This window comes from Burkholderia pulmonis (assembly GCF_984667975.1).
Window position 1 is genome coordinate 908581 of record NZ_OZ480187.1, and the last position, 17974, is coordinate 926554.

Annotated in this window: 19 protein-coding genes; 11 read left to right on the plus strand and 8 right to left on the minus strand. The window is 67.8% G+C overall.

Annotated elements, in window-relative coordinates; translation table 11 throughout:
* Window positions 1-132: 132 nt before the first annotated feature.
* Together AC5LXK_RS20810 and AC5LXK_RS20815 are read right to left on the minus strand one after the other, a co-directional pair.
* On the minus strand, window positions 133-1752 hold the full coding sequence (locus AC5LXK_RS20810) for an NAD(P)-binding protein (RefSeq protein ID WP_493393341.1): 1620 nt from the start codon (window positions 1750-1752) through the stop codon (window positions 133-135).
* Window positions 1752-3266: a polyamine aminopropyltransferase gene (locus tag AC5LXK_RS20815; protein WP_493393342.1), complete on the minus strand. Its 1515-nt coding sequence runs from the start codon at window positions 3264-3266 to the stop codon at window positions 1752-1754. Before AC5LXK_RS20815 ends, AC5LXK_RS20810 begins: the two co-directional genes overlap by 1 nt.
* A gap of 136 nt (window positions 3267-3402) precedes the next feature.
* On the opposite strand from AC5LXK_RS20815, the gene AC5LXK_RS20820 reads away from it, so the two are divergent.
* From AC5LXK_RS20820 to AC5LXK_RS20850, 7 genes are all read left to right on the plus strand, one after another.
* Window positions 3403-3789 carry a DUF350 domain-containing protein gene (locus AC5LXK_RS20820; protein WP_493393343.1) on the plus strand — a complete coding sequence of 129 codons (387 nt, stop codon included), beginning with the start codon at window positions 3403-3405 and terminating at the stop codon, window positions 3787-3789.
* 27 nt (window positions 3790-3816) lie between these two features.
* Window positions 3817-4857, plus strand: a complete 1041-nt coding sequence (locus AC5LXK_RS20825) for an SPFH domain-containing protein (protein ID WP_493393344.1) — start codon at window positions 3817-3819, stop codon at window positions 4855-4857.
* 9 nt (window positions 4858-4866) lie between these two features.
* Entirely contained in the window at window positions 4867-6378 is a 1512-nt protein-coding gene (locus AC5LXK_RS20830; RefSeq protein ID WP_493393345.1) for a DUF4178 domain-containing protein, read from the plus strand.
* Entirely contained in the window at window positions 6375-6524 is a 150-nt protein-coding gene (locus tag AC5LXK_RS20835; protein ID WP_155291822.1) for a hypothetical protein, read from the plus strand. The genes AC5LXK_RS20830 and AC5LXK_RS20835 overlap by 4 nt, the downstream gene beginning before the upstream one ends.
* Window positions 6521-6904: an adenosylmethionine decarboxylase gene (gene speD, locus AC5LXK_RS20840; protein ID WP_493393346.1), complete on the plus strand. Its 384-nt coding sequence runs from the start codon at window positions 6521-6523 to the stop codon at window positions 6902-6904. Before AC5LXK_RS20835 ends, speD begins: the two co-directional genes overlap by 4 nt.
* A 53-nt stretch (window positions 6905-6957) precedes the next feature.
* A complete protein-coding gene (locus AC5LXK_RS20845; protein ID WP_493393347.1) occupies window positions 6958-7323 on the plus strand; it encodes a hypothetical protein in 366 nt (121 codons plus the stop codon).
* A gap of 166 nt (window positions 7324-7489) precedes the next feature.
* Entirely contained in the window at window positions 7490-7897 is a 408-nt protein-coding gene (locus tag AC5LXK_RS20850; RefSeq protein WP_493393348.1) for a RidA family protein, read from the plus strand.
* A 28-nt stretch (window positions 7898-7925) separates the two neighbouring features.
* On the opposite strand, the gene AC5LXK_RS20855 is transcribed toward AC5LXK_RS20850, so the two are convergent.
* The 3 genes from AC5LXK_RS20855 to AC5LXK_RS20865 all read right to left on the minus strand — a co-directional run bounded on the left by AC5LXK_RS20855 (window position 7926) and on the right by AC5LXK_RS20865 (window position 10315).
* A complete protein-coding gene (locus AC5LXK_RS20855) occupies window positions 7926-8714 on the minus strand; it encodes a lysozyme inhibitor LprI family protein (protein ID WP_493393349.1) in 789 nt (262 codons plus the stop codon).
* 112 nt (window positions 8715-8826) lie between these two features.
* Window positions 8827-9714: a DUF4261 domain-containing protein gene (locus AC5LXK_RS20860; protein WP_493393350.1), complete on the minus strand. Its 888-nt coding sequence runs from the start codon at window positions 9712-9714 to the stop codon at window positions 8827-8829.
* A 148-nt stretch (window positions 9715-9862) separates the two neighbouring features.
* Window positions 9863-10315: a type II toxin-antitoxin system RatA family toxin gene (locus AC5LXK_RS20865; protein WP_176049989.1), complete on the minus strand. Its 453-nt coding sequence runs from the start codon at window positions 10313-10315 to the stop codon at window positions 9863-9865.
* Window positions 10316-10506: 191 nt separating this feature from the next.
* Between AC5LXK_RS20865 and AC5LXK_RS20870 the strand changes: the two genes are divergently transcribed.
* Window positions 10507-11547 carry a bifunctional nicotinamide-nucleotide adenylyltransferase/Nudix hydroxylase gene (locus tag AC5LXK_RS20870; RefSeq protein ID WP_493393351.1) on the plus strand — a complete coding sequence of 347 codons (1041 nt, stop codon included), beginning with the start codon at window positions 10507-10509 and terminating at the stop codon, window positions 11545-11547.
* Between the two features lie 73 nt (window positions 11548-11620).
* Window positions 11621-13054, plus strand: a complete 1434-nt coding sequence (locus AC5LXK_RS20875) for a nicotinate phosphoribosyltransferase (protein WP_493393352.1) — start codon at window positions 11621-11623, stop codon at window positions 13052-13054.
* A gap of 36 nt (window positions 13055-13090) precedes the next feature.
* On the opposite strand, the gene AC5LXK_RS20880 is transcribed toward AC5LXK_RS20875, so the two are convergent.
* Window positions 13091-13957, minus strand: coding sequence for an NmrA family NAD(P)-binding protein (locus AC5LXK_RS20880; RefSeq protein WP_493393353.1), 867 nt, complete (start codon window positions 13955-13957; stop codon window positions 13091-13093).
* A 180-nt stretch (window positions 13958-14137) separates the two neighbouring features.
* Between AC5LXK_RS20880 and AC5LXK_RS20885 the strand changes: the two genes are divergently transcribed.
* Window positions 14138-15046: a LysR family transcriptional regulator gene (locus AC5LXK_RS20885; RefSeq protein ID WP_493393354.1), complete on the plus strand. Its 909-nt coding sequence runs from the start codon at window positions 14138-14140 to the stop codon at window positions 15044-15046.
* A 15-nt stretch (window positions 15047-15061) separates the two neighbouring features.
* Here AC5LXK_RS20885 and AC5LXK_RS20890 read toward each other — a convergent pair whose 3' ends face one another.
* Complete coding sequence (locus AC5LXK_RS20890; protein ID WP_493393355.1) at window positions 15062-16519, minus strand: aminotransferase-like domain-containing protein; 1458 nt, start codon at window positions 16517-16519, stop codon at window positions 15062-15064.
* Between the two features lie 126 nt (window positions 16520-16645).
* Between AC5LXK_RS20890 and AC5LXK_RS20895 the strand changes: the two genes are divergently transcribed.
* Complete coding sequence (locus tag AC5LXK_RS20895; protein ID WP_493393356.1) at window positions 16646-17533, plus strand: DMT family transporter; 888 nt, start codon at window positions 16646-16648, stop codon at window positions 17531-17533.
* Window positions 17534-17590: 57 nt separating this feature from the next.
* Here the strand turns inward: AC5LXK_RS20895 and AC5LXK_RS20900 are convergent, their stop codons facing one another.
* Window positions 17591-17959: a VOC family protein gene (locus AC5LXK_RS20900; protein ID WP_493393357.1), complete on the minus strand. Its 369-nt coding sequence runs from the start codon at window positions 17957-17959 to the stop codon at window positions 17591-17593.
* Window positions 17960-17974 lie beyond the last annotated feature (15 nt).

A 17974-nucleotide genomic window follows, 5' to 3' on the forward strand; every position in this document is an offset into this window, starting at 1 on the left:
GCATACGGCGCGTCGAACGGCGCGGCACCGTCGGCCTGCTCAATGCAGTCGGAATGTCGCGCGATTATAGCGTTTGGCGGCGGCGCTGCAATGACGAAACGGCGGCCGGAGCAGCCGCCCTGCGGCCTGCGCTCAGGCCAGCACGCGCCGGGCCGCCAGCATGCCCCAGTACGACGCTTCCTCGAACAGCGACAGTCCGGACAGGTCGGCATGCGCGAACACGACGGGGCCGTCGGCGTCGCGCAGCGCGAGCAGGCCCGGGCGGCTCAGGAAGCCGACGTCGGGCGTTGCCATCGCGTGGCCGCGCACGGTGATCTCGAGCGCCGTCGCGTGTTTCCACAGCTCGCGCCCGTAGACGGCCTGCAGGTCGATCGCGGCCTGTTCGCGCAACGCGTCGGGCTTCGCCTGCGCAAGCCAGCGGCGCGTGTCGTCCGGCGTCTGCGTGTTCAACGCCTGGTACGCGGAGAACACCGAGCGTGTCGGCGGCGACATCCGGATCAACTGGTGGGTCGACACGACATAGCCGAGCGCCGCGCCGTCGTAGACGACGTTGTCCCACGCGAGCGGCACGCCGGCTTCTTCGGCCGGCATTCCGTCGAGCAGGAAGTTGGACACGAGCCACGGTGCGCGCGGCGGCAGGTCGCGCGCGGGTTCGAAGCCATACGCGGCAAGCTGCGGAAACACGTGCGCCGCGACGAACAGCGGCATCGCGCTCACGACGCGCCGTGCCTTCAGCGTGAACGTCGATGGCGTGCGGTCGTCGCCGATACGCGCGCACAGCACGTCGACGCCGCCCGCGCGTTCGGTCGCGCGCACCGCGAAGCCGTCCCGCGCCCACGCATTCGACCCGGTGCGTGCGGTGATCGAATCGCTCAGTTTCGTCACCATTGTGTGCAGCCCGTCGGGCCAGGTCAGCACCGCGCCGTCGCTCGCGTCGCCCGCATGGCCGCCGCGCGACGAGAAGTAGTGCAGGCCGGCCCAGGCCGACACATGCTCGTAGCCCGCGCCGTAGTCGTCGCGGCAGCAATAGTTCAGGTACCAGTGCAGCGCCTTCGCCGTGTAGCCTTCGTCGAGCAGCCACTGGCGGAACGAGCGCCGGTCGAGCGCGCGCCAGCGCGGGTCGCGCGACGATTCCGCGATCGGGATGCAGAACACCTTGCGGCCGTCGGCGCCGCGCGCGGTGCGCAGCCCGTCCGTGTATGCGAAGAAGCGCGCCTGCTGCGCGAGTTCGTCGGCGCCGAGGCCGGCGGTCGGCACGATGCCGTCCTGCCACTGGCCGCCGATGAAGAGCCGTTCGTCGGGGGCGTGGACGAGCACGCGCTCGTCGTACACGGGGCGCGCGGAGAACGGCGCGGATTCGATCACGCCGAGATCGGCGAGCATGTCGCGCAGATGCGCGGATTCGAGCGAAGGCAGCGGCAGGTAGTGCGCGCCTTTCGGATAGCCGAGATCGCCGAAGCGGCCGCCGGCCGCATTGCCGCCGAATTCGGGGCCTGCGAGCACCGTGAAGCGCTGGTGGCCGGCGCGCGCGAGCTGCCACGCGCACGACAAGCCGGCTGCGCCGGCGCCGAGGATCGCGATATCCGTCTCGATCGTGCCGGAAGGCAGCGGCAGCGTGGCATGGTCGCGCAGCGCATGGCCTTCGCGCATGCCGGGGTAGCCGATGCGCGGCGTCGTCTCGATCCAGCCGGTGCGGCCGCAGGCGGCGAGCGACGCGGCGGCCGACGCGACGAGGAACGTGCGGCGGTCCATCAGCGCAGCACGTGTTTCCAGTCGTCGTCGAAGCGGCGCACGAGCGGCTGGTCGTTGAGTTCGTTCGGCGACATCGGCAGCGCCGGCATGTCGGCCGGGAAGTGGAACATCTCGACGGCCGTCTGCGCATCGAGCCAGCGCGTCGGCACCGAGTAATGCGTCGGCACCGTGAAATCGCGGCGCTTGCCGGCGATCACGAAGCCCCAGTCGCCGAACGACGGCACGTAGCAGTGGTACGGCCACGTGTTGAGCCCGGCTTCGTGCAGCGTCGCGATGATGGTCCAGTACGCATGCGGCGCGAAATACGGCGACGTCGACTGGATCACCGCATAGCCGTTCTCCGACAGGTGGCGCGCCAGCAGCCGGAACACCGGCACCGAATACAGCCGGCCGAGCCCGAAGTTGGTCGGATCGGGGAAGTCGACGACGATCGCGTCGTACACGTCGGCATTCGATTCGAGCCAGCGCACGGCATCGTCGTTGATCACGTGTACGCGCGGATCCTTCAGCGACCCCTGGTTCAGCTTGACGAGCGGCGCGGACGTCGAGAACAGCTTCGTCATCGCGGGATCGAGATCGACGAGCGTGATCTGTTCGAGATTGCGGTGCTTGAGCAGTTCGCGCACGGCGAGCCCGTCGCCGCCGCCGAGCACGAGCACGCGCTTCGCCCACGGCAACGCCTCGATCGTCGGATGGATCAGCGCTTCGTGATAGCGGTGCTCGTCGCGCGACGAGAACTGCAGGTTGCCGTTCAGGTACAGCCGCATGTCGTCGTGCCACTGCGTGAGCACGATGCGCTGGTACGGCGTCGTTTCCGAATAGATCGTCTCGTCGCCGTACACGCCGTGCTCGGCCCAGTGCGTGATGCGGTCCGACAGCGCGAACCCGGCGACCAGCAGCCCGATCACGAGCGCCGCGCGCATCAGCTTGCCGCGCACGTTGCGGATCTCGTCGCGGAACAGGTGCGTCGTCCACAGCGCGACGAACGCGTTCAGGAGGCCGAACAGGAAGCTCGTGCGCAGCAGGCCGAGACGCGGCGCGAGCACGAGCGGGAAGATCAGCGATACGGCGAGCGAGCCGAGATAGTCGAAGGTCAGCACTTCGCTGACGGTATGGCGGAACGCCTGGCGCCGCTGCTGGAACGCGCGCATCACGAGCGGGATCTCCATCCCGATCAGCAGGCCGAGCGCGAGCACGAGCGCGTAGAGCGCCGCGCGGAACGGTGCGGCGAGCCACGCGAACACCGCGAACAGCAGCGCGGCCGACACGCCGCCGAGCAGGCCGACGAGCAGCTCGATGTCGACGAAGCGGTCGAGCACGTCGTCGTCCTCGACAAACTTCGCGAGCCACGAGCCGATCCCCATCGCGAACAGGTAGCAGCCGATCACCGACGAGAACTGCAGGATCGAATCGCCGAGCAGGTAGCTCGACAGCGCGCTGCTGATCAGTTCGTAACCGAGCCCGCACGACGCGAGCACGAGGATCGACAGGACGAGCGCACGCTTATGCAGCATGGGGCATCCGTTGTGCAGTGTTCGGCAATGTGGATATACTGGCGCGGATTTTCGTGGGGCGGCCATCTGTCGGCGGGCCCCGCAAAATCCGGCCGGCGGCGGGGCGGCGAACCGAGCACAAAATCCGAGGGAAAGAATGAATAGTGCCTATCTTTATGCGGTTCATTTACTGTCGGCGTTCGTGCTGCTTCTTGTGTTCGCGGCAGTGTACCTGAAGGTCACCCCGTTCGACGAACTGGCGCTGATCCGCGACGGCAATGCGGCCGCGACGCTGTCGTTCGGCGGCGCGCTGGTCGGTTTCTGCCTGACGCTCGCGTCCAGCATCGCGCACAATTCGACGCTCGGCGATGTCGTGCTCTGGGCGGTCGGCGCGATGATCGTCCAGCTGATCACCTATGCGGCGCTGACGCGCCTGATGCCCGGCATGAATCATGCGATCGAGGATCGCAACGTCGCGATGGGCGGCCTGATGGGCACCGCGTCGCTCGTCGTCGGCATCATCAATGCCGCCTGCCTGACCTGACGCACCACGCGTTTCGAGGAGACCGACATGAGTCTGGGTTCATTCATCCGCAAGCAGTTCATCGACGTCCTGCAATGGACGGAAGACACCGACGGCGTGCTGGCCTGGCGCTATCCGATGGAAGACCAGGAAATCCAGTACGGCGGCAAGCTGACCGTGCGTGAAACGCAGGTCGCGATCTTCGTCAACGAAGGCAAGGTCGCCGACGTGTTCCAGCCGGGGCTGTACACGCTGGAAACGCATACGCTCCCGGTGCTCACGTACCTGAAGAACTGGGACAAACTCTTTCAGTCGCCTTTCAAGTCGGACGTCTATTTCTTCAGCACGCGGCTGCAGCTCGGCCGGCGCTGGGGTACCGCGCAGCCGGTGACGATCCGCGACCGCGAGTTCGGCTTCGTGCAGGTGCGCGCGTTCGGCATCTACTCGTACCGGATCGTCGATGCGGCCGCGTTCCACCGCGAAGTCAGCGGCACGCGCGCGGCGTACACGGTCGACGATCTCGAACAGCAACTGCGCAACCTGGTCGTCACCGCGATGAGCACGACGTTCGGCTCGGCCGACGTGCCGTTCGTCGACATGGCGGCGAACCAGTCGCTGCTGTCGCAGCGTGTGGCCGACGCGCTGGCGCCGGTGTTCACGCGCTACGGGCTCGCGCTCGACGCGTTCGCGGTGGAAAGCGTGTCGCTGCCGGCCGAGCTGCAGAAGGCGCTCGACCTGCGGATCGGCGCGGGCATGGCCGGCGATCTCGCGCGCGCGACGCAATACCAGACCGCACAGGCGATTCCGCTCGCCGCGCAGAACCCGGGCGGCATCGCCGGGGTCGGCGCAGGGCTCGCCGCGGGCGCGGCGATCGGGCAGGCGATGGCCGGCCAGATCGCGGGCGCCGCGCAACCGGCGCCGGCCGCGCCGCCCGCGCCCGTCGCGGCGCCGGTGGCCGCCGCGCCGGCGGAGAGCACCGATTACGTGCAGCGGCTCGAGCAGCTGAAGGCGCTGTTCGACAAGGGCCTCGTGACCGAAGACGAATATTCGCGCGCGAAGGCCGAGATCCTCGCGAAGCTCACCCGGTAAGCGTCGCGCATGTTCAGTACTTCGTGCCCCCAGTGCGGCGCGCCGGTCGAGTTTCGCTCGGCGGCGGCGGTGATGGCCGTCTGCGCGTCCTGCCGCAGCACGCTGCTCAAGCGCGGCGCCGACGTCGAGCGGATCGGCGAACTCGCCACGGTGCTCGACGATGCGTCGCCGATCCAGATCGGCACGGCCGGCCGCTACGGCAAGCGCATGTTCACGGTGCTCGGCCGCATCCAGATGACCTACGACGCCGGCGCGTGGAGCGAGTGGTACGTCGTGTTCGACGACGGCACTTTCGGCTGGCTGTCGGATGCGTCGGGCCAGTACGCGATCACCGTGCGCGAGCCCGACGACGCGTCCGGCGGCGCGTGGCCTGCATTCGGCACGCTCGAGCCGGGCATGCGGATCGATCATGGCGGCCGCGCGTATCTGGTTTCCGACGTGCGCACCGCGCGTTGCACGGGCGGCGACGGCGAGCTGCCGTTCCGCGTCGACGCCGGCTGGGAGGCGCGCGTCGTCGACCTGCGCACGGGCAATGCATTCGCGACCTACGACTATTCCGACGCCGATTCGAACGGCGGGAGCCCGGCCGTCTATACGGGCGAGGCGCTGGAGTTCGACGCGCTCGCGTTCACCGGGCTGCGCGATACCGAGAACGACACACGCGAGAAGCGCGGCGCGGAAATGGTGCCGTTCGCCTGCCCGAGCTGCGGCGCACCGCTGTCGTATGCACCGAACGTGGCCGACTACGTCGTGTGCGGCAGCTGCCACGCAGGCGTGCAGTGCACGGCCGAGCAGCAGACCGTATTCGCGGCGCAGCGCAAGCTCGAATCCGTGAAGGGCGCGCTGGCGCTCGGCGCGATCGGTACGTTCGACGGCGTGAAGTACACGGTGATCGGCATGATGCGTTGCCGCGTGCCGGGCGACGACGAGACGTGGGACGAATACCTGCTGCTGAACCCCAAGCGCGGCTTCCTGTGGCTCGTGCAGAGCGAAGGGCGCTGGGAGCGCGTACAGGTGCTCGATCAGTGGCCGACGATCGGCAGCGAAGCCGACGTGACCGACGGCGGCAAGACCTACCGGCTGCGCGAGGAATACGATTCGGAGGTCGTCTACGTGGTCGGCGCGTTCAACTGGCGCGTGCAGGTGGGCGATCGCACATCGATCATCGACTACGGCTGGCAGAAGGACAAGCTGACGCGCGAGCGCAGCGATGCGGAAATCGTCTGGTCGCGTGCACGGCCGCTGTCGGGCAGCGCGCTCGCCGAACGGTTCGGTACGCCGGCGCTCGCGACGGCCGCGGCAGCCGCTACGGGCGCCGCATCGACGGGCCTGTTCGGCGGAAAGGGGCCGCACAGTTTCGCGCCGCTGCCGTGGGTGTTCAGCGCGTTGCTCGTGATCTTCAACATGGGGTCGCTGTTCTCGTTCAGCGGCCGCACCGTCTACGTGCTGGTCGGCCTGCTGGTGCTGTGGCTGCCGGAATGGCTGTGGAAGGGATTTGCATCGGACGGGGGCAAGTCGTGATCCGGTACATCCTCTACGGCATCTACGGCCTGATCGTCGTCACGCTGTTCAGCTGCGCCTCGATCGGCGGCAGCGGGTCGGGTGGCAGCGGCTGGGGCAGTTCGTCGGCCCGCAGCGGTTACTCGTCGTACGGGTCGCACAAATGACCGCACGCGACGGCATCGCGCCGCCACGCTCGGCGCTCGGCTCACACGTGCTGGCGGACCTGGCCGGCATCGATGCGGCGCTGCTGCGCGACGCCGCGCGGCTCGAGACGATCCTCACCGACGCCGCGCGGCAGGCCGGCGCACGCGTGATCGGCGCGCACTTCCATCACTTCGGCGGCGAGCATGGCGTGACGGGTGTCGTGCTGCTCGCCGAATCTCACATCACGATTCATACGTGGCCCGAGCATCGCTTCGCGGCCGTCGACGCGTTCATGTGCGGCGCGGCACGCGCGGCCGAAGCGATCGATGCGATCGCCGCGGCGCTCGGCACGCACGCGCAAGTCCGGCAACAGGTGGCACGCGGCGGTACGCCGGCCTGAAAGGGCGTCGCTCAATCGTTACCGACATGCGTAAAAGAGCCGGAATCGCCGCCTTGCTCGGCCTGGTCTGCTTCGCCGGCAACCTTGCCGCGGCGTCGGAGTCGCCTCCAAAGCCGCCCGGGCCGGCCGTGATGATCCATTTCGATTACGACGAGAAGGACAAGGCACGGCTTCATGCGCTGGAGCAGCGGCTGGATCGCGCCGTGCGTCAGGCAGGGGCGGGCGAGCTCGGCGAGACCGAACTGCATCGCGACGGCAACGACGGCTACCTGTATTTCTATGGCGCCAGCGCCGATCGGCTGTATGCGATTGCACGCCCGATCCTGAAATCGTCAGGATGGCTGACCGGTATGGAAGTGACGTTGCGTCGCGAGGCGGGGGCGGCAGCACCTTCGATGGATCGGCCCGCCAGGCCTTAGCGCGCCGGCGTCCAAATGCCGCAGATCGGGCCGGAAAGTGCGCTGCTACCATTCGGGCGCATTGTCGGGCAAGCCATTGCGCCTGCGTTCGCCATTGGCGACGGGCGCGTCGTCTGCGCCGACGAGATTGCGGTGAAGCCGCGTGCCGGCGCCAGGGAGCGTGACAATGATCGATCGAGAAGTGATTGTTCCGCCGACGATGCAGCGTGTCGTCGAGCGTGCGGGGTATGCGCCGGCCGTGCGGGTCGGTGCGACCGTTTACTGCGCCGGACAGGTCGGGCGCACGCCGGATCTCGACGTGATTGCCGATCCCGAGGCGCAGTTCCTCGCCTGCTGGGACAACCTGCGCACGGTGCTGGAGGCGGCCGGCTGCACGTTCGACGACGTGGTCGACATGACGACGTACCACGTCGGGTTGAGCCGGCACATGGCGACCTTCCGCGACGTGAAGAACCGGGTGTTTCCGCGCGGGACCTGCGCGTGGACCGCGATCGGCGTAGCCGAGCTTGCGCATCCCGGGCTACTCGTGGAAATCAAGTGCGTGGCGGTCAGGCGGGATCCTCCGGCGGCATGAGCGATCGCAGCCGCGTGCGCCGTTTCCGTCAGCGATCGAACCGGAACGTCGACACGCTGTGCAGCGTCGCGTCGTCGGTGTCGACGATGCCCTGCGTCCCCGCGACGGCCGAGCGCTTGCCGTTGCTCAGCACGGCCCAGTAGCATTCGCCCGCGGCGGCGTGAAAGCCGGTTTCCGGATCGCTGATGCCGCACGTGATCGTCGCGCGCATGCCGCGCCAGCCGGGGCCGGAGAAGCGCTCGACTTCCTGCGGGATGCCGGGGCCGTATGACGTGACCCACTTGCCGTCGTCCTGCCGCACGAATCCCGCTTCTTTCTCGGCGGCCTGCTCCAGCGCGCCGTCGACGATGTCGAACGAGATGAAGCTGCTGCTGTAGGTCATGTTGCGGCCGACGATCGCGACGCAATGGTCGCCGCCGCCTTCGGGGCAGGGCTTCTTCACCTGGCGGTTCGCGAGGTATTCGAACGAGATGCCGAGCGCCGGGTCGTGATAGGTTTTCCAGCCTGCGCGCTTCACCTGCTTCAGCGCCGCGGTGCGGTCGCGGTAGGCGGTGGCGATGCACGCAGCGTCGGTGCAGGCGTCGCGCTTCACGAGCCATGCACGTTGCGACCGGATCAGGCCCTGCTGGTCGGCGGCGATGCCGATCGTGTCGTAGTAGTCGTTCGACAGCGTGCTGTCGGCCGACACGAGCGCCTTGTCGCTGCAGATCAGGCGCTCGATGCGCGTCTTCGCGCGCGCGCAATCGATGCTGTCGGCGTGGGCCGGCAACGACAGGCAGATCGCGGCCAGCGTGAGGCCCAGTCGAATGCCGAACATGGACGTCTCCTCGTCGGGTTGGAGCGGACGGCTGTCACGCAGCCGTCATGTGACGCGGCGGCGCGCGGTTCGACGACCTTGTTCGAGCGCGCGCCGGGTATCGCAATGCGTTTCAGCGATTGATTTCGTCCGCCGAGATCAGTTCGGCCACCAGCACTTGCGCGGGCCCCTGCAGGTAATACTCGTGCTCGAGCGGTTCGCGCAGCTTCATGTACGTTTCCGCGCCGATCTGCATCGTTTCGCCCGCATGCATGCGCGCCCCGCTTTCCAGCAGGTAATGCATCACGTTGTTGAAGATGCCCGAATAGCGTTCGCCTTCGTGATGACCTGCGGCGAGCGCGGCAAAATCGGGCAGGCCGAACAGGTCGGCGCCATAGGTGCGCATCCACACGCCGTCCACGCCCTCGACTTCGTATTTCACGAAGCCGCAGAAGAACAGGTTCAGCGGGATATCGCGCAGCACCTCGAGGCTTTCCGCGCCCAGTTCCTTCGCATTGAATACGCCGGCCGGCAGCGACGTATGCGCGTGCTCGTTCAGCACCGCGAGGCCGTTCTGTTCGGCCAGCGCGCCGGCGACGGCTGCCAGCGCGACATACTGGTCGAGCGGATTCGCTTCGTACCCGGCGTAGTAGAGGATCACGTGGCTGCGGCTCGCGCGCACCTGCTGCTTCAGGTCCTGCCCGTAGTGGGCGGGCGCGACGCATGCTTCCAGCGCTTCCGACGGGAAAGGTGCATCGAAGCCGACCAGCTTGACGACGTGGTTGCCCCAGCCGGCGAGCCCGAATACCTGTTCCAGCGTCGGCTCGGTTTCGACGCGTGCCTGCTTCATGCTCGGGTGGTACGCGCGCAACGCGGCGGTCAGCGCGGCGATATCGACCTGCAGCGGGCCGTCGAACACGACCGTCACGCTCAGTGGATTGTCGACGTCGGGGGCTGCGACCAGCCCGACGGGGTTTTCGGGTTCTTCCTTGCGGCCGAAGAATCGTGATATGAGGCTCATCGGATTATCTTTGTGTCGATGCCGTTACAGGGAGGCGTGCCCCGTTCTCTCGGTCGGGGCGGGCCGTCGGGATGACGGTGGCCCGTAGTTTCCCCGGGTTCGGCGAATCTGGCAAATATCCGGTGGCGCGGCCGGCGGCGCGCGCCGGTCAGCGCGGCAGCGCTTCGGCTTCGGCCCAGCGCTTGAACGAATCGAGGCGCCGCCGCGTCTGCACGAGATAAAACGCACCGATCAGCGGTTCGAGCAGCCAGCGCAGCCAGGACGGCTGGACGCGGAAGTTGTACGTGAACTTCACCTCGGTCGACCCGGGCGTGTGCTCGGTGAAGTTCCAGCTGCCGCTGAAGCGTTCGAGCACCTTCGGCCCCTCGACCATCTCGACGGCGGCGACCTGCGGCGGACGGTACGAGATGTAGCGCGACACCATGGTCGCGCCCGACTGGCTGCGGCAGAACGCGTCGACGCCGACGTTGGCCGTCGTTCCGTCGAGCAGATAGGCGTCGGTGAGGAAGCTGTCCCACACGAGCCGCCGCGCGTAATCCTGCGACCACGTGAAGAGGCGTCTGCGATCGACGCCGACGGTACGGCTGACTGAGATCCTCATGATGGCGGGCGCCGGGGCGCGGATTGGGATGAAATCGAGTGTAACCCGCCAATAACACGTGTTTCGTCAGACTTCGTCAAGTCGAGCGTGCGCTCGAATGAGCCTGATTGACGCACCCCGGGATTTCCCCTAGGATTCATTCCAACCCTTCGGGACAGACCCGGAGCGTTTCAATCTCTTGAGGGAGCCTCATGAGTACGCAACAGAACCGGCGCTTCGACGCGCTCGTTTTCATTGGTCGTTTCCAGCCTCCGCATCGTGGTCACCTGAACGTGCTGAAGTCGGCACTGAGCCGGGCCGAGCGCGTGTGCGTGCTGATCGGGTCGACCGACAAACCCCGCACCATCAAGGATCCGTTCTCGTTCGACGAGCGCCGCCAGATGCTGGCTTCGCTGCTCGACGCGTCCGAGCGCGACCGCGTGACGATCGCGCCGCTGCAGGATTCGACCTACAACGACGGCGACTGGGTGCGCTGGGTGCAGGAGGTGGTCGCGTCCACGCTCGGCGATATCGCGCACCGCAAGGTCGGGCTGATCGGCCACGAGAAGGACGCCACGTCGTATTACCTGCGGATGTTCCCGCAATGGGAGCTCGTCGACGTCGATGCGACCGAAGACATTTCCGCTACCGAGATCCGCGACCAGTATTTCGCCGAACGCACCAACAGCTTCGTGCAGTGGGCCGTGCCGGAACCCGTGTTCGGCTGGCTCGAGCGTTTCCGCACGCAGCCGGAATTCGCGCAGCTGAAGTCGGAAGCCGAATTCATCGCCGGGTACCGCAAGGCCTGGGCGGCCGCGCCGTATCCCGTCACGTTCGTGACGGTCGACGCGGTGGTCGTGCACTCGGGCCATATCCTGCTCGTGCGCCGCCGCAGCGAGCCGGGCCGCGGCCTGTGGGCGCTGCCCGGCGGGTTCGTGAACCAGGACGAGCGGCTCGATGCGGCCTGCATCCGCGAGCTGCGCGAGGAAACCGGCCTCAAGCTGCCGGAGCCCGTGCTGCGCGGCTCGATCCGGGATCGCCAGGTGTTCGATCACCCGACGCGCTCGCTGCGCGGCCGCACGATCACGCACGCGTGCCTGTTCAACTTCCCGACCGGCGAGCTGCCGCGCGTGAAGGGCAGCGACGACGCCGACAAGGCGCGCTGGGTGCCGCTCAACGAATTCGCGCAGATGCGCAACGTGATGTTCGAGGATCACTTCGACATCGCGTATCACTTCCTGGGGAAGCTGTGATCCGCTGATTCCCCGCATTCCGTCCGCCGCGACAGACGCGGCGGCACTTCAACGGCCTAGAGGAGCTCTAGCCATGCAAAACGATCCCGGCGGCTTTGCCGCGGTTCTCGCCAATCCGATCCTCAATACGGATTCCTACAAGGCTTCGCACTTCCTGCAATATCCGCCCGACGCGTCGGCGATGTTCTCGTACGTCGAATCGCGCGGCGGCCGCTACGACCGCACGGTGTTCTTCGGCCTGCAGATGCTGCTGAAGGAATATCTGTGCAAGCCGGTCACGCAGGCGATGATCGACGAGGCGCGCGATTTCTTCACGGTACACGGCGAGCCGTTCAACGAAGCGGGGTGGCGCTACATTGTCGAACGCTACGACGGTTACCTGCCGGTGAAGATCCGCGCGGTGCCCGAGGGCTCGGTCGTGCCGGTGCACAACGTGCTGATGACTGTCGAATGCGATGATCCGGAGGTGTTCTGGCTCGCGTCGTACCTCGAGACGATGCTGTTGCGCGTGTGGTATCCGGTGACGGTTGCGACGCGCAGCTGGCACGTGCGGCAGACGATTCGCGGCTTCCTCGAAAAGACCGACGACGATCTCGCGCAACTGCCGTTCAAGCTGCACGACTTCGGCGCGCGCGGCGTATCGAGTGCGGAATCGGCCGCGATCGGCGGCGCCGCACATCTCGTGAACTTCATGGGCTCGGACACGGTGCTCGGCGTGCTGGCCGCGAACCGCTTCTATCGCGAGCCGATGGCCGCGTACTCGGTGCCGGCGGCCGAGCACAGCACGATCACGTCGTGGGGGCGCGAAGGCGAAGCCGACGCGTATCGCAACATGATTCGCCGCTTCGGCTTGCCGGGCGGGATCGTATCGGTCGTGTCGGACTCCTATGATCTGTTCGCCGCGCTCGATCTGTGGGGCGGCGAGCTGCGGCAGGCCGTGATCGATTCGGGGGCAACGCTCGTCGTGCGCCCCGATTCGGGCGATCCCGTGGCGATCGTGCTGCAGACCGTGCGCGCGCTCGACGCGTCGTTCGGTTCGACCGTGAACGGAAAAGGGCGGCGCGTGCTGAACCGCGTGCGCGTGATCCAGGGTGACGGTGTCGACGAACTGTCGATCGACGCGATTCTCGCCGCGCTCGACGACGCGGGCTATGCGGCCGGCAACCTCGTGTTCGGGATGGGTGGTGCACTGCTGCAGCAGGTGAACCGCGATACGCAGCGTTTCGCGATGAAGTGTTCGGCGATCCGGCGTAGCGGCGTGTGGCACGACGTCCGCAAGGATCCGGTGACCGACCAGGGCAAGCGTTCGAAGAAGGGGCGGCTCACGCTGCTGCGCAATCGCCGTACCGGTGAGTATCGAACGGTGACGCTGCCCGTTGCGTGGGACGACCGCACGCTGGAAGGCGAATGGGACGAGGCGCTCGACACGGTGTTCGATACCGGGCGCCTGCTCGTCGATACGTCGTTTGCCGAGGTGCGGGCGAGGGCGCACGCGGGCGAGGTGTGACGCAGGCGGCGGGGTGTCCCGCCGCCTCGCTCCCGCTCAGGTGGCCTGGGCGACGAGCGTGCGCAGCACGGTGTCCGCGTCGATTTCTCCCTTCAACACGTCCGCAGGCGCCGATGCGAAATCGATCCAGCCTTCGTTGAAGCCGTCGAGCATGCGCATTCGCGGTTCGGGGTGGCGCATCTGCTGCGTATCGAACAGGGCGGCCCACGTGTCGCGCGGCACGGCTTCGGCATGCACGGAGCGCCCGAGTACGCGGGCGAACGCGGCGGCCAGGTCGTTCGGGCTGACTCGCCGCGGCCCTTCGAGTTCGACGACACGTGTGCCGGTCCATTCGTCCTGCAGCAGGGCCGCGGCCGTGCGGCCGACGTCTTCGGTGGCGACCATCGGCACCGGCCTGTCGAGCGGCTGGAGAAAGCTGCGAATCACGCCGGCGTCGCGTGCTGTCGCGACGTCCCAGGCTGCATTTTCGAGGAACCACGCGGGGCGCAGGAACGCGACGGGCATCGGCAGGTCGCCGAACGCTTCCTCGATCATCGTCAATTGCGTCAGCAGGTTCACCTGCGTGGCCTGCGCACCGATCGTCGACAGGCAGACGATCTTGCGTGGCCGCGCGGTGCGCAACGCCGTGCCGACCGCGTCGATCACGGCGCGCGTTTCGGGGAATCCCGGAGACGGGTCGAAGCACGGCGGCAGCAGCACGAATGCACCGTCCGCGTTCGAGAAGGCCGCGGTCAGCGCGGCGGCGTCGGTCATGTCGGCGAGTGCGACGTCGCAGTTGCGGGCGGCCCAGGGCGCGGCGCGATGCACGTCGCGCGCGACGGCCCGCACGGGGCGGCCGGATGCGAGCAGCGTCCGGGCGAGCGCGCCGCCCACCTGGCCGGTGATGCCGGTAATGGCGTACATGATTCGAAATCCTCATCGAGAAACAGGGAGCGCGCATGCCGGGATGGCCGGGCGCCGGATCTGCGTGTCGCGTTCGGGCTTGCCGGTGCGATGCATCGGGTTGCATGATAGAGACCGGTGATTCCTGATGGAATCGAATCCATGTCATTTGATTGGTGATCTTTTGTCATGAGTGAAATCATGAGCATCGACGGGCGGATTCTGGCGAACGTCGGCGTACTGGCTGCGATCGTCGAGAGCGGGAGCTTTGCGCGCGCGGCGGACGCGCTCGGCCTGTCGCCGTCCGGCGTCAGCCGTGCCGTGGGCCGGCTCGAGGCGCGCGTCGGCGTGCGGCTGCTCGATCGCACGACGCGCTCGGTCACGCTGACGGACGAAGGGCGCCGCTTCTACGAAGACATCGGCCCGCTGCTCGCGGGCATTGGCGATGCGGTCACGCTGGCAGCCGGGTCGGCCGCGGCCGTGCGTGGCAGGTTGCGCGTGAATGTCGACGCGTATTTTTCGCGGCGCGTGCTGGCGCCGCATCTTCCCGCGTTCCTCGCCCGCCATCCCGATCTGTCGCTGGAACTGGCGGCACGCGAGCAGCTCGGCGATCTGGTCGCCGAAGGGTTCGACGTCGCGGTGCGGTTCGGCGAACCGCCGTCATCGTCGCTGGTGGCGCGCAAACTGCTGGAAACGCGTGCGGTGACGGTTGCCGCGCCCGCCTATGTAAAACGGTACGGGCGGCCCGAAGCGCCCGCCGATCTCGTCGGCCATGCGTGCATCCAGATGCGCAACACGCTGACGGGCCAGCCGCTCGAATGGGTCTATCAGCTTGGCCGCAAGCGCGTGCCGGTGAAGACGACGGGCAGGCTGCTCGTCAACGACGCCGGCACGATGCTCGGCGCCTGCCTGGCTGGCGCCGGCATTGCACGCTTCAAGGCGAGCGGGGTGGCGGGGCTGATCGAACAGGGGCGGCTCGTCGAGCTGCTTGCGGATTGGCGCGGCGAGGCGTTCCCGCTGTTTGCGTACTACCCGTCGCGTCATCTGCCGCCCGCGAAGGTGCGGGCGTTCGTCGATTTCGTCGCGGAGATCGTGTCGGCCGGCAGTTAGTACGTCGGCTCGTCGTCACGATTCGCGAGCGAGCACGTGCGCGGTCGTGTCGGCGGCGCGCGCCGCGTCCATCGCCCGCGCGAGCGCATCGAACACCACAGGCCCCTTGCAGCGCGACACGTTGAAACGCATGTACGACGTCGCGCCGTGCGACGGACTGAACACGTTGCCCGGGGCCAGCACGACGTCGTGGTCCAGCGCGTGGCGTGCCACGCGCGCAGCGTCGAGCCCGTCGGGCAATTCCGCCCACACGAACAGGCCGCCGCGCGGCTCGGTCCAGATCCCGAGCCCGGCCCGGGTGAGGCGCCGGATCGTTTCGCCCATCGCATCCGCAAGACGCGTGTGCAAGCTGTCGAGGTGGCGCCGATACGTGCCGTCGATCAGCAGTCGGTGCACGACGTTCGCACCGATCTGCGCATTGCCGAATGACGTCGCGAGCTTCAGGTCGACGAGCGCTTCGATCCATTCCGGGCGCGCGGCCACGTAGCCGCAGCGGATCGCGGCAGACAGCGTCTTCGAGAAGCTGCCGATCGACACGACGCGCGACAGCCCGTCGAAGGCCGCGAGGCGCGGCGCGGGCGTGCTCTCGAAATCCGCGAAGATGTCGTCCTCGACGATCAGCAGGCCGTGCTCGGCCGCGAGCGTCAGCAACCGGTGCGCGACGGGCGGCGCGAGCGTCGCGCCGGTCGGGTTGTGCAGCGCCGCGTTGGTGATGTACAGGCGTGGGCGGTGTTCGGCGAGCACCTGTTCGAAGCGCACGAGATCGGGGCCGGTCGGTGTGTACGGAACGCTGACGACCCGTGCGCGGTGTGCGCGCAGCAGCGCCTGGAAATTGAAGTAGCACGGATCGTCGAGCACGACCGTGTCGCCGGGCTCCAGCAGCAGGCGGCACACGAGATCGAGCGCATGCGTGCCGCCGTCGGTCAGCATGATCTGCGTGGGCTCGGCGTGGACGCCGTGCTGCGCGAGCCGCCAGGCGAGCTGTTGGCGCAGCGCGGGCAGGCCGAGCGGCGTCGCGTAGTCGGTCAGCACGTCGGCCTCGTCGCGCGACACGGCGCGCAGCGCGCGGCGCAGGCTCTCGTCCGGCAACCACGATGACGGCAGCCAGCCGCAGCCGGGCTTGACCGATGTCGGTGCCGCTTCGAGCGACTGGCGCGACAACCACAGCGGATCGAGCTCGCGGTCGAGGCGCGGGCCGAGCTCGGCGAGCGCAAGCGGCGGCGCGTGGCCCGACACGTAAAAGCCCGAGCCGCGCCGTGCGACCAGCACGCCTTCGCTCGCAAGCCGCTCGTAGGCATCGACGACCGTCGATTTCGACACACCGAGCGCGTCGGCCATCATCCGGATCGACGGCACGCGCGCACCGGGCATCAGCGCACGGCTCGCGATCCGCGCGCGCAGGGTGTCCATCACGGTTTCCACGCGCGTGCGCGACGCGGCGGGCGGAACGGGAGTCGGGGCGGAATGGCTCATTTCGAAGAATGAACTGTACGGCCAGTTGTCCAGTACAGTTTGTCCGAATTGTATTGGGCTGTAGCTTACGCGCTTTTCACGGGCGGCGGATCATCGGTCATCCACTTTCCCCGTTCAGGATTTCCCGTGCAAAAGACGACCGACGGATGGCTCAGCGGCTTGCTGGGCGTGATCATCTTCAGTGGCTCGCTGCCTGCGACGCGTGTCGCGGTGCAGGGCCTCGACCCGCTGTTCCTTACATTTGCACGCGCGACGATCGCCGGTGCGCTCGGCCTGTTGCTGCTCGTCGTGCTGAAGCAGCGGCGGCCGACGCGTGCCGAGGCCGTGTCGCTGGCCATCGTCGCGCTCGGCGTCGTGGTCGGCTTTCCGTTGCTGACGGCATTGGCGCTGAAGCACGTGACATCCGCACACGCGATCGTGTTCGTCGGGCTGCTGCCGCTGGCAACCGCGCTGTTCGGCGTATGGCGCGGCGGCGAGCGGCCGCGGCTGCCGTTCTGGATCTTCTCGATCGTCGGCAGTGGCGCGGTGGCTGCATTCGCGCTGCGCAACGGCGGGCGGACGTCGGTCGTCGGCGATGCGCTGATGCTGGCCGCGATCGTCGCGTGCGGGCTCGGCTATGCAGAGGGCGCGCGCCTGTCGCGCCAGCTTGGCGGCTGGCAGGTGATCTCGTGGGCGCTCGTGCTGTCGCTGCCGCTGATGGTGCCGCTCACATGGTTCACGTGGCCCGCGTCGTTTGCCGCCGTCGATGCCGCCGCGCTGTGGGGGCTCGCGTACGTGTCGCTGTTCAGCATGCTGATCGGCTTCGTGTTCTGGTATCGAGGGCTCGCGCTCGGCGGGATTGCCGGCGTCGGCCAGTTGCAGCTGCTGCAGCCGTTCTTCGGGTTCCTGCTGGCGGCCGGCCTGCTGCACGAGACGGTGCCGCCGTCGATGGTTGTCGTGACGGTCGTCGTGGTCGGCTGCGTGGCGGGCGCAAAGTACTTCTCGAAGATGGCGCCCGTGCAGCGCGCGGGGTGACGGGCGGGCCGGAATGAACGCGCGGGCGCGACCGGTCGTCGGCCCGCCCGCTTTCGGCTATTGGTCCGGCATGCACACGCGCAACCGATGGCCGTCCGGGTCGAGCGCGACGAACGTCAATCCGAACACGGCCTTCATCGGCGGCTGTTCGAACGGCACGCCGAGCGCCTGCCACGCGTCGAACAGGCGTTCGACTTCGTGTTCGTCGTCGACCATGAACGCCAGCTCCGAACGATGGCCGGTGCCGCCCGATACGAAATCGCGCGCGCCGGTCGACCACAGGCCCAGATGCAGCCCGTTGTCGAACGTGAAGGCTGCATACGTGGGAAACGCGGCAACGGGCGGGCATCCGAACAGGCGCTCGTAGAACTGCGCGCTGCGCGTCGGGTCCTCGACATACAGAAGCACGAGATTCGGGGAAGTCATGCGGGGCCGTCCTGG

Coding starts and splice junctions, on each gene's coding strand:
- AC5LXK_RS20810 (WP_493393341.1), bottom strand. CDS start 1,752: ATGGACCGCCGCACGTTCCTCGTCGCGTCGGCCGCCGCGTCGCTCGCC.
- AC5LXK_RS20815 (WP_493393342.1), bottom strand. CDS start 3,266: ATGCTGCATAAGCGTGCGCTCGTCCTGTCGATCCTCGTGCTCGCGTCG.
- AC5LXK_RS20820 (WP_493393343.1), top strand. CDS start 3,403: ATGAATAGTGCCTATCTTTATGCGGTTCATTTACTGTCGGCGTTCGTG.
- AC5LXK_RS20825 (WP_493393344.1), top strand. CDS start 3,817: ATGAGTCTGGGTTCATTCATCCGCAAGCAGTTCATCGACGTCCTGCAA.
- AC5LXK_RS20830 (WP_493393345.1), top strand. CDS start 4,867: ATGTTCAGTACTTCGTGCCCCCAGTGCGGCGCGCCGGTCGAGTTTCGC.
- speD (WP_493393346.1), top strand. CDS start 6,521: ATGACCGCACGCGACGGCATCGCGCCGCCACGCTCGGCGCTCGGCTCA.
- AC5LXK_RS20850 (WP_493393348.1), top strand. CDS start 7,490: ATGATCGATCGAGAAGTGATTGTTCCGCCGACGATGCAGCGTGTCGTC.
- AC5LXK_RS20855 (WP_493393349.1), bottom strand. CDS start 8,714: ATGTTCGGCATTCGACTGGGCCTCACGCTGGCCGCGATCTGCCTGTCG.
- AC5LXK_RS20860 (WP_493393350.1), bottom strand. CDS start 9,714: ATGAGCCTCATATCACGATTCTTCGGCCGCAAGGAAGAACCCGAAAAC.
- AC5LXK_RS20865 (WP_176049989.1), bottom strand. CDS start 10,315: ATGAGGATCTCAGTCAGCCGTACCGTCGGCGTCGATCGCAGACGCCTC.
- AC5LXK_RS20870 (WP_493393351.1), top strand. CDS start 10,507: ATGAGTACGCAACAGAACCGGCGCTTCGACGCGCTCGTTTTCATTGGT.
- AC5LXK_RS20875 (WP_493393352.1), top strand. CDS start 11,621: ATGCAAAACGATCCCGGCGGCTTTGCCGCGGTTCTCGCCAATCCGATC.
- AC5LXK_RS20880 (WP_493393353.1), bottom strand. CDS start 13,957: ATGTACGCCATTACCGGCATCACCGGCCAGGTGGGCGGCGCGCTCGCC.
- AC5LXK_RS20885 (WP_493393354.1), top strand. CDS start 14,138: ATGAGCATCGACGGGCGGATTCTGGCGAACGTCGGCGTACTGGCTGCG.
- AC5LXK_RS20890 (WP_493393355.1), bottom strand. CDS start 16,519: ATGAGCCATTCCGCCCCGACTCCCGTTCCGCCCGCCGCGTCGCGCACG.
- AC5LXK_RS20900 (WP_493393357.1), bottom strand. CDS start 17,959: ATGACTTCCCCGAATCTCGTGCTTCTGTATGTCGAGGACCCGACGCGC.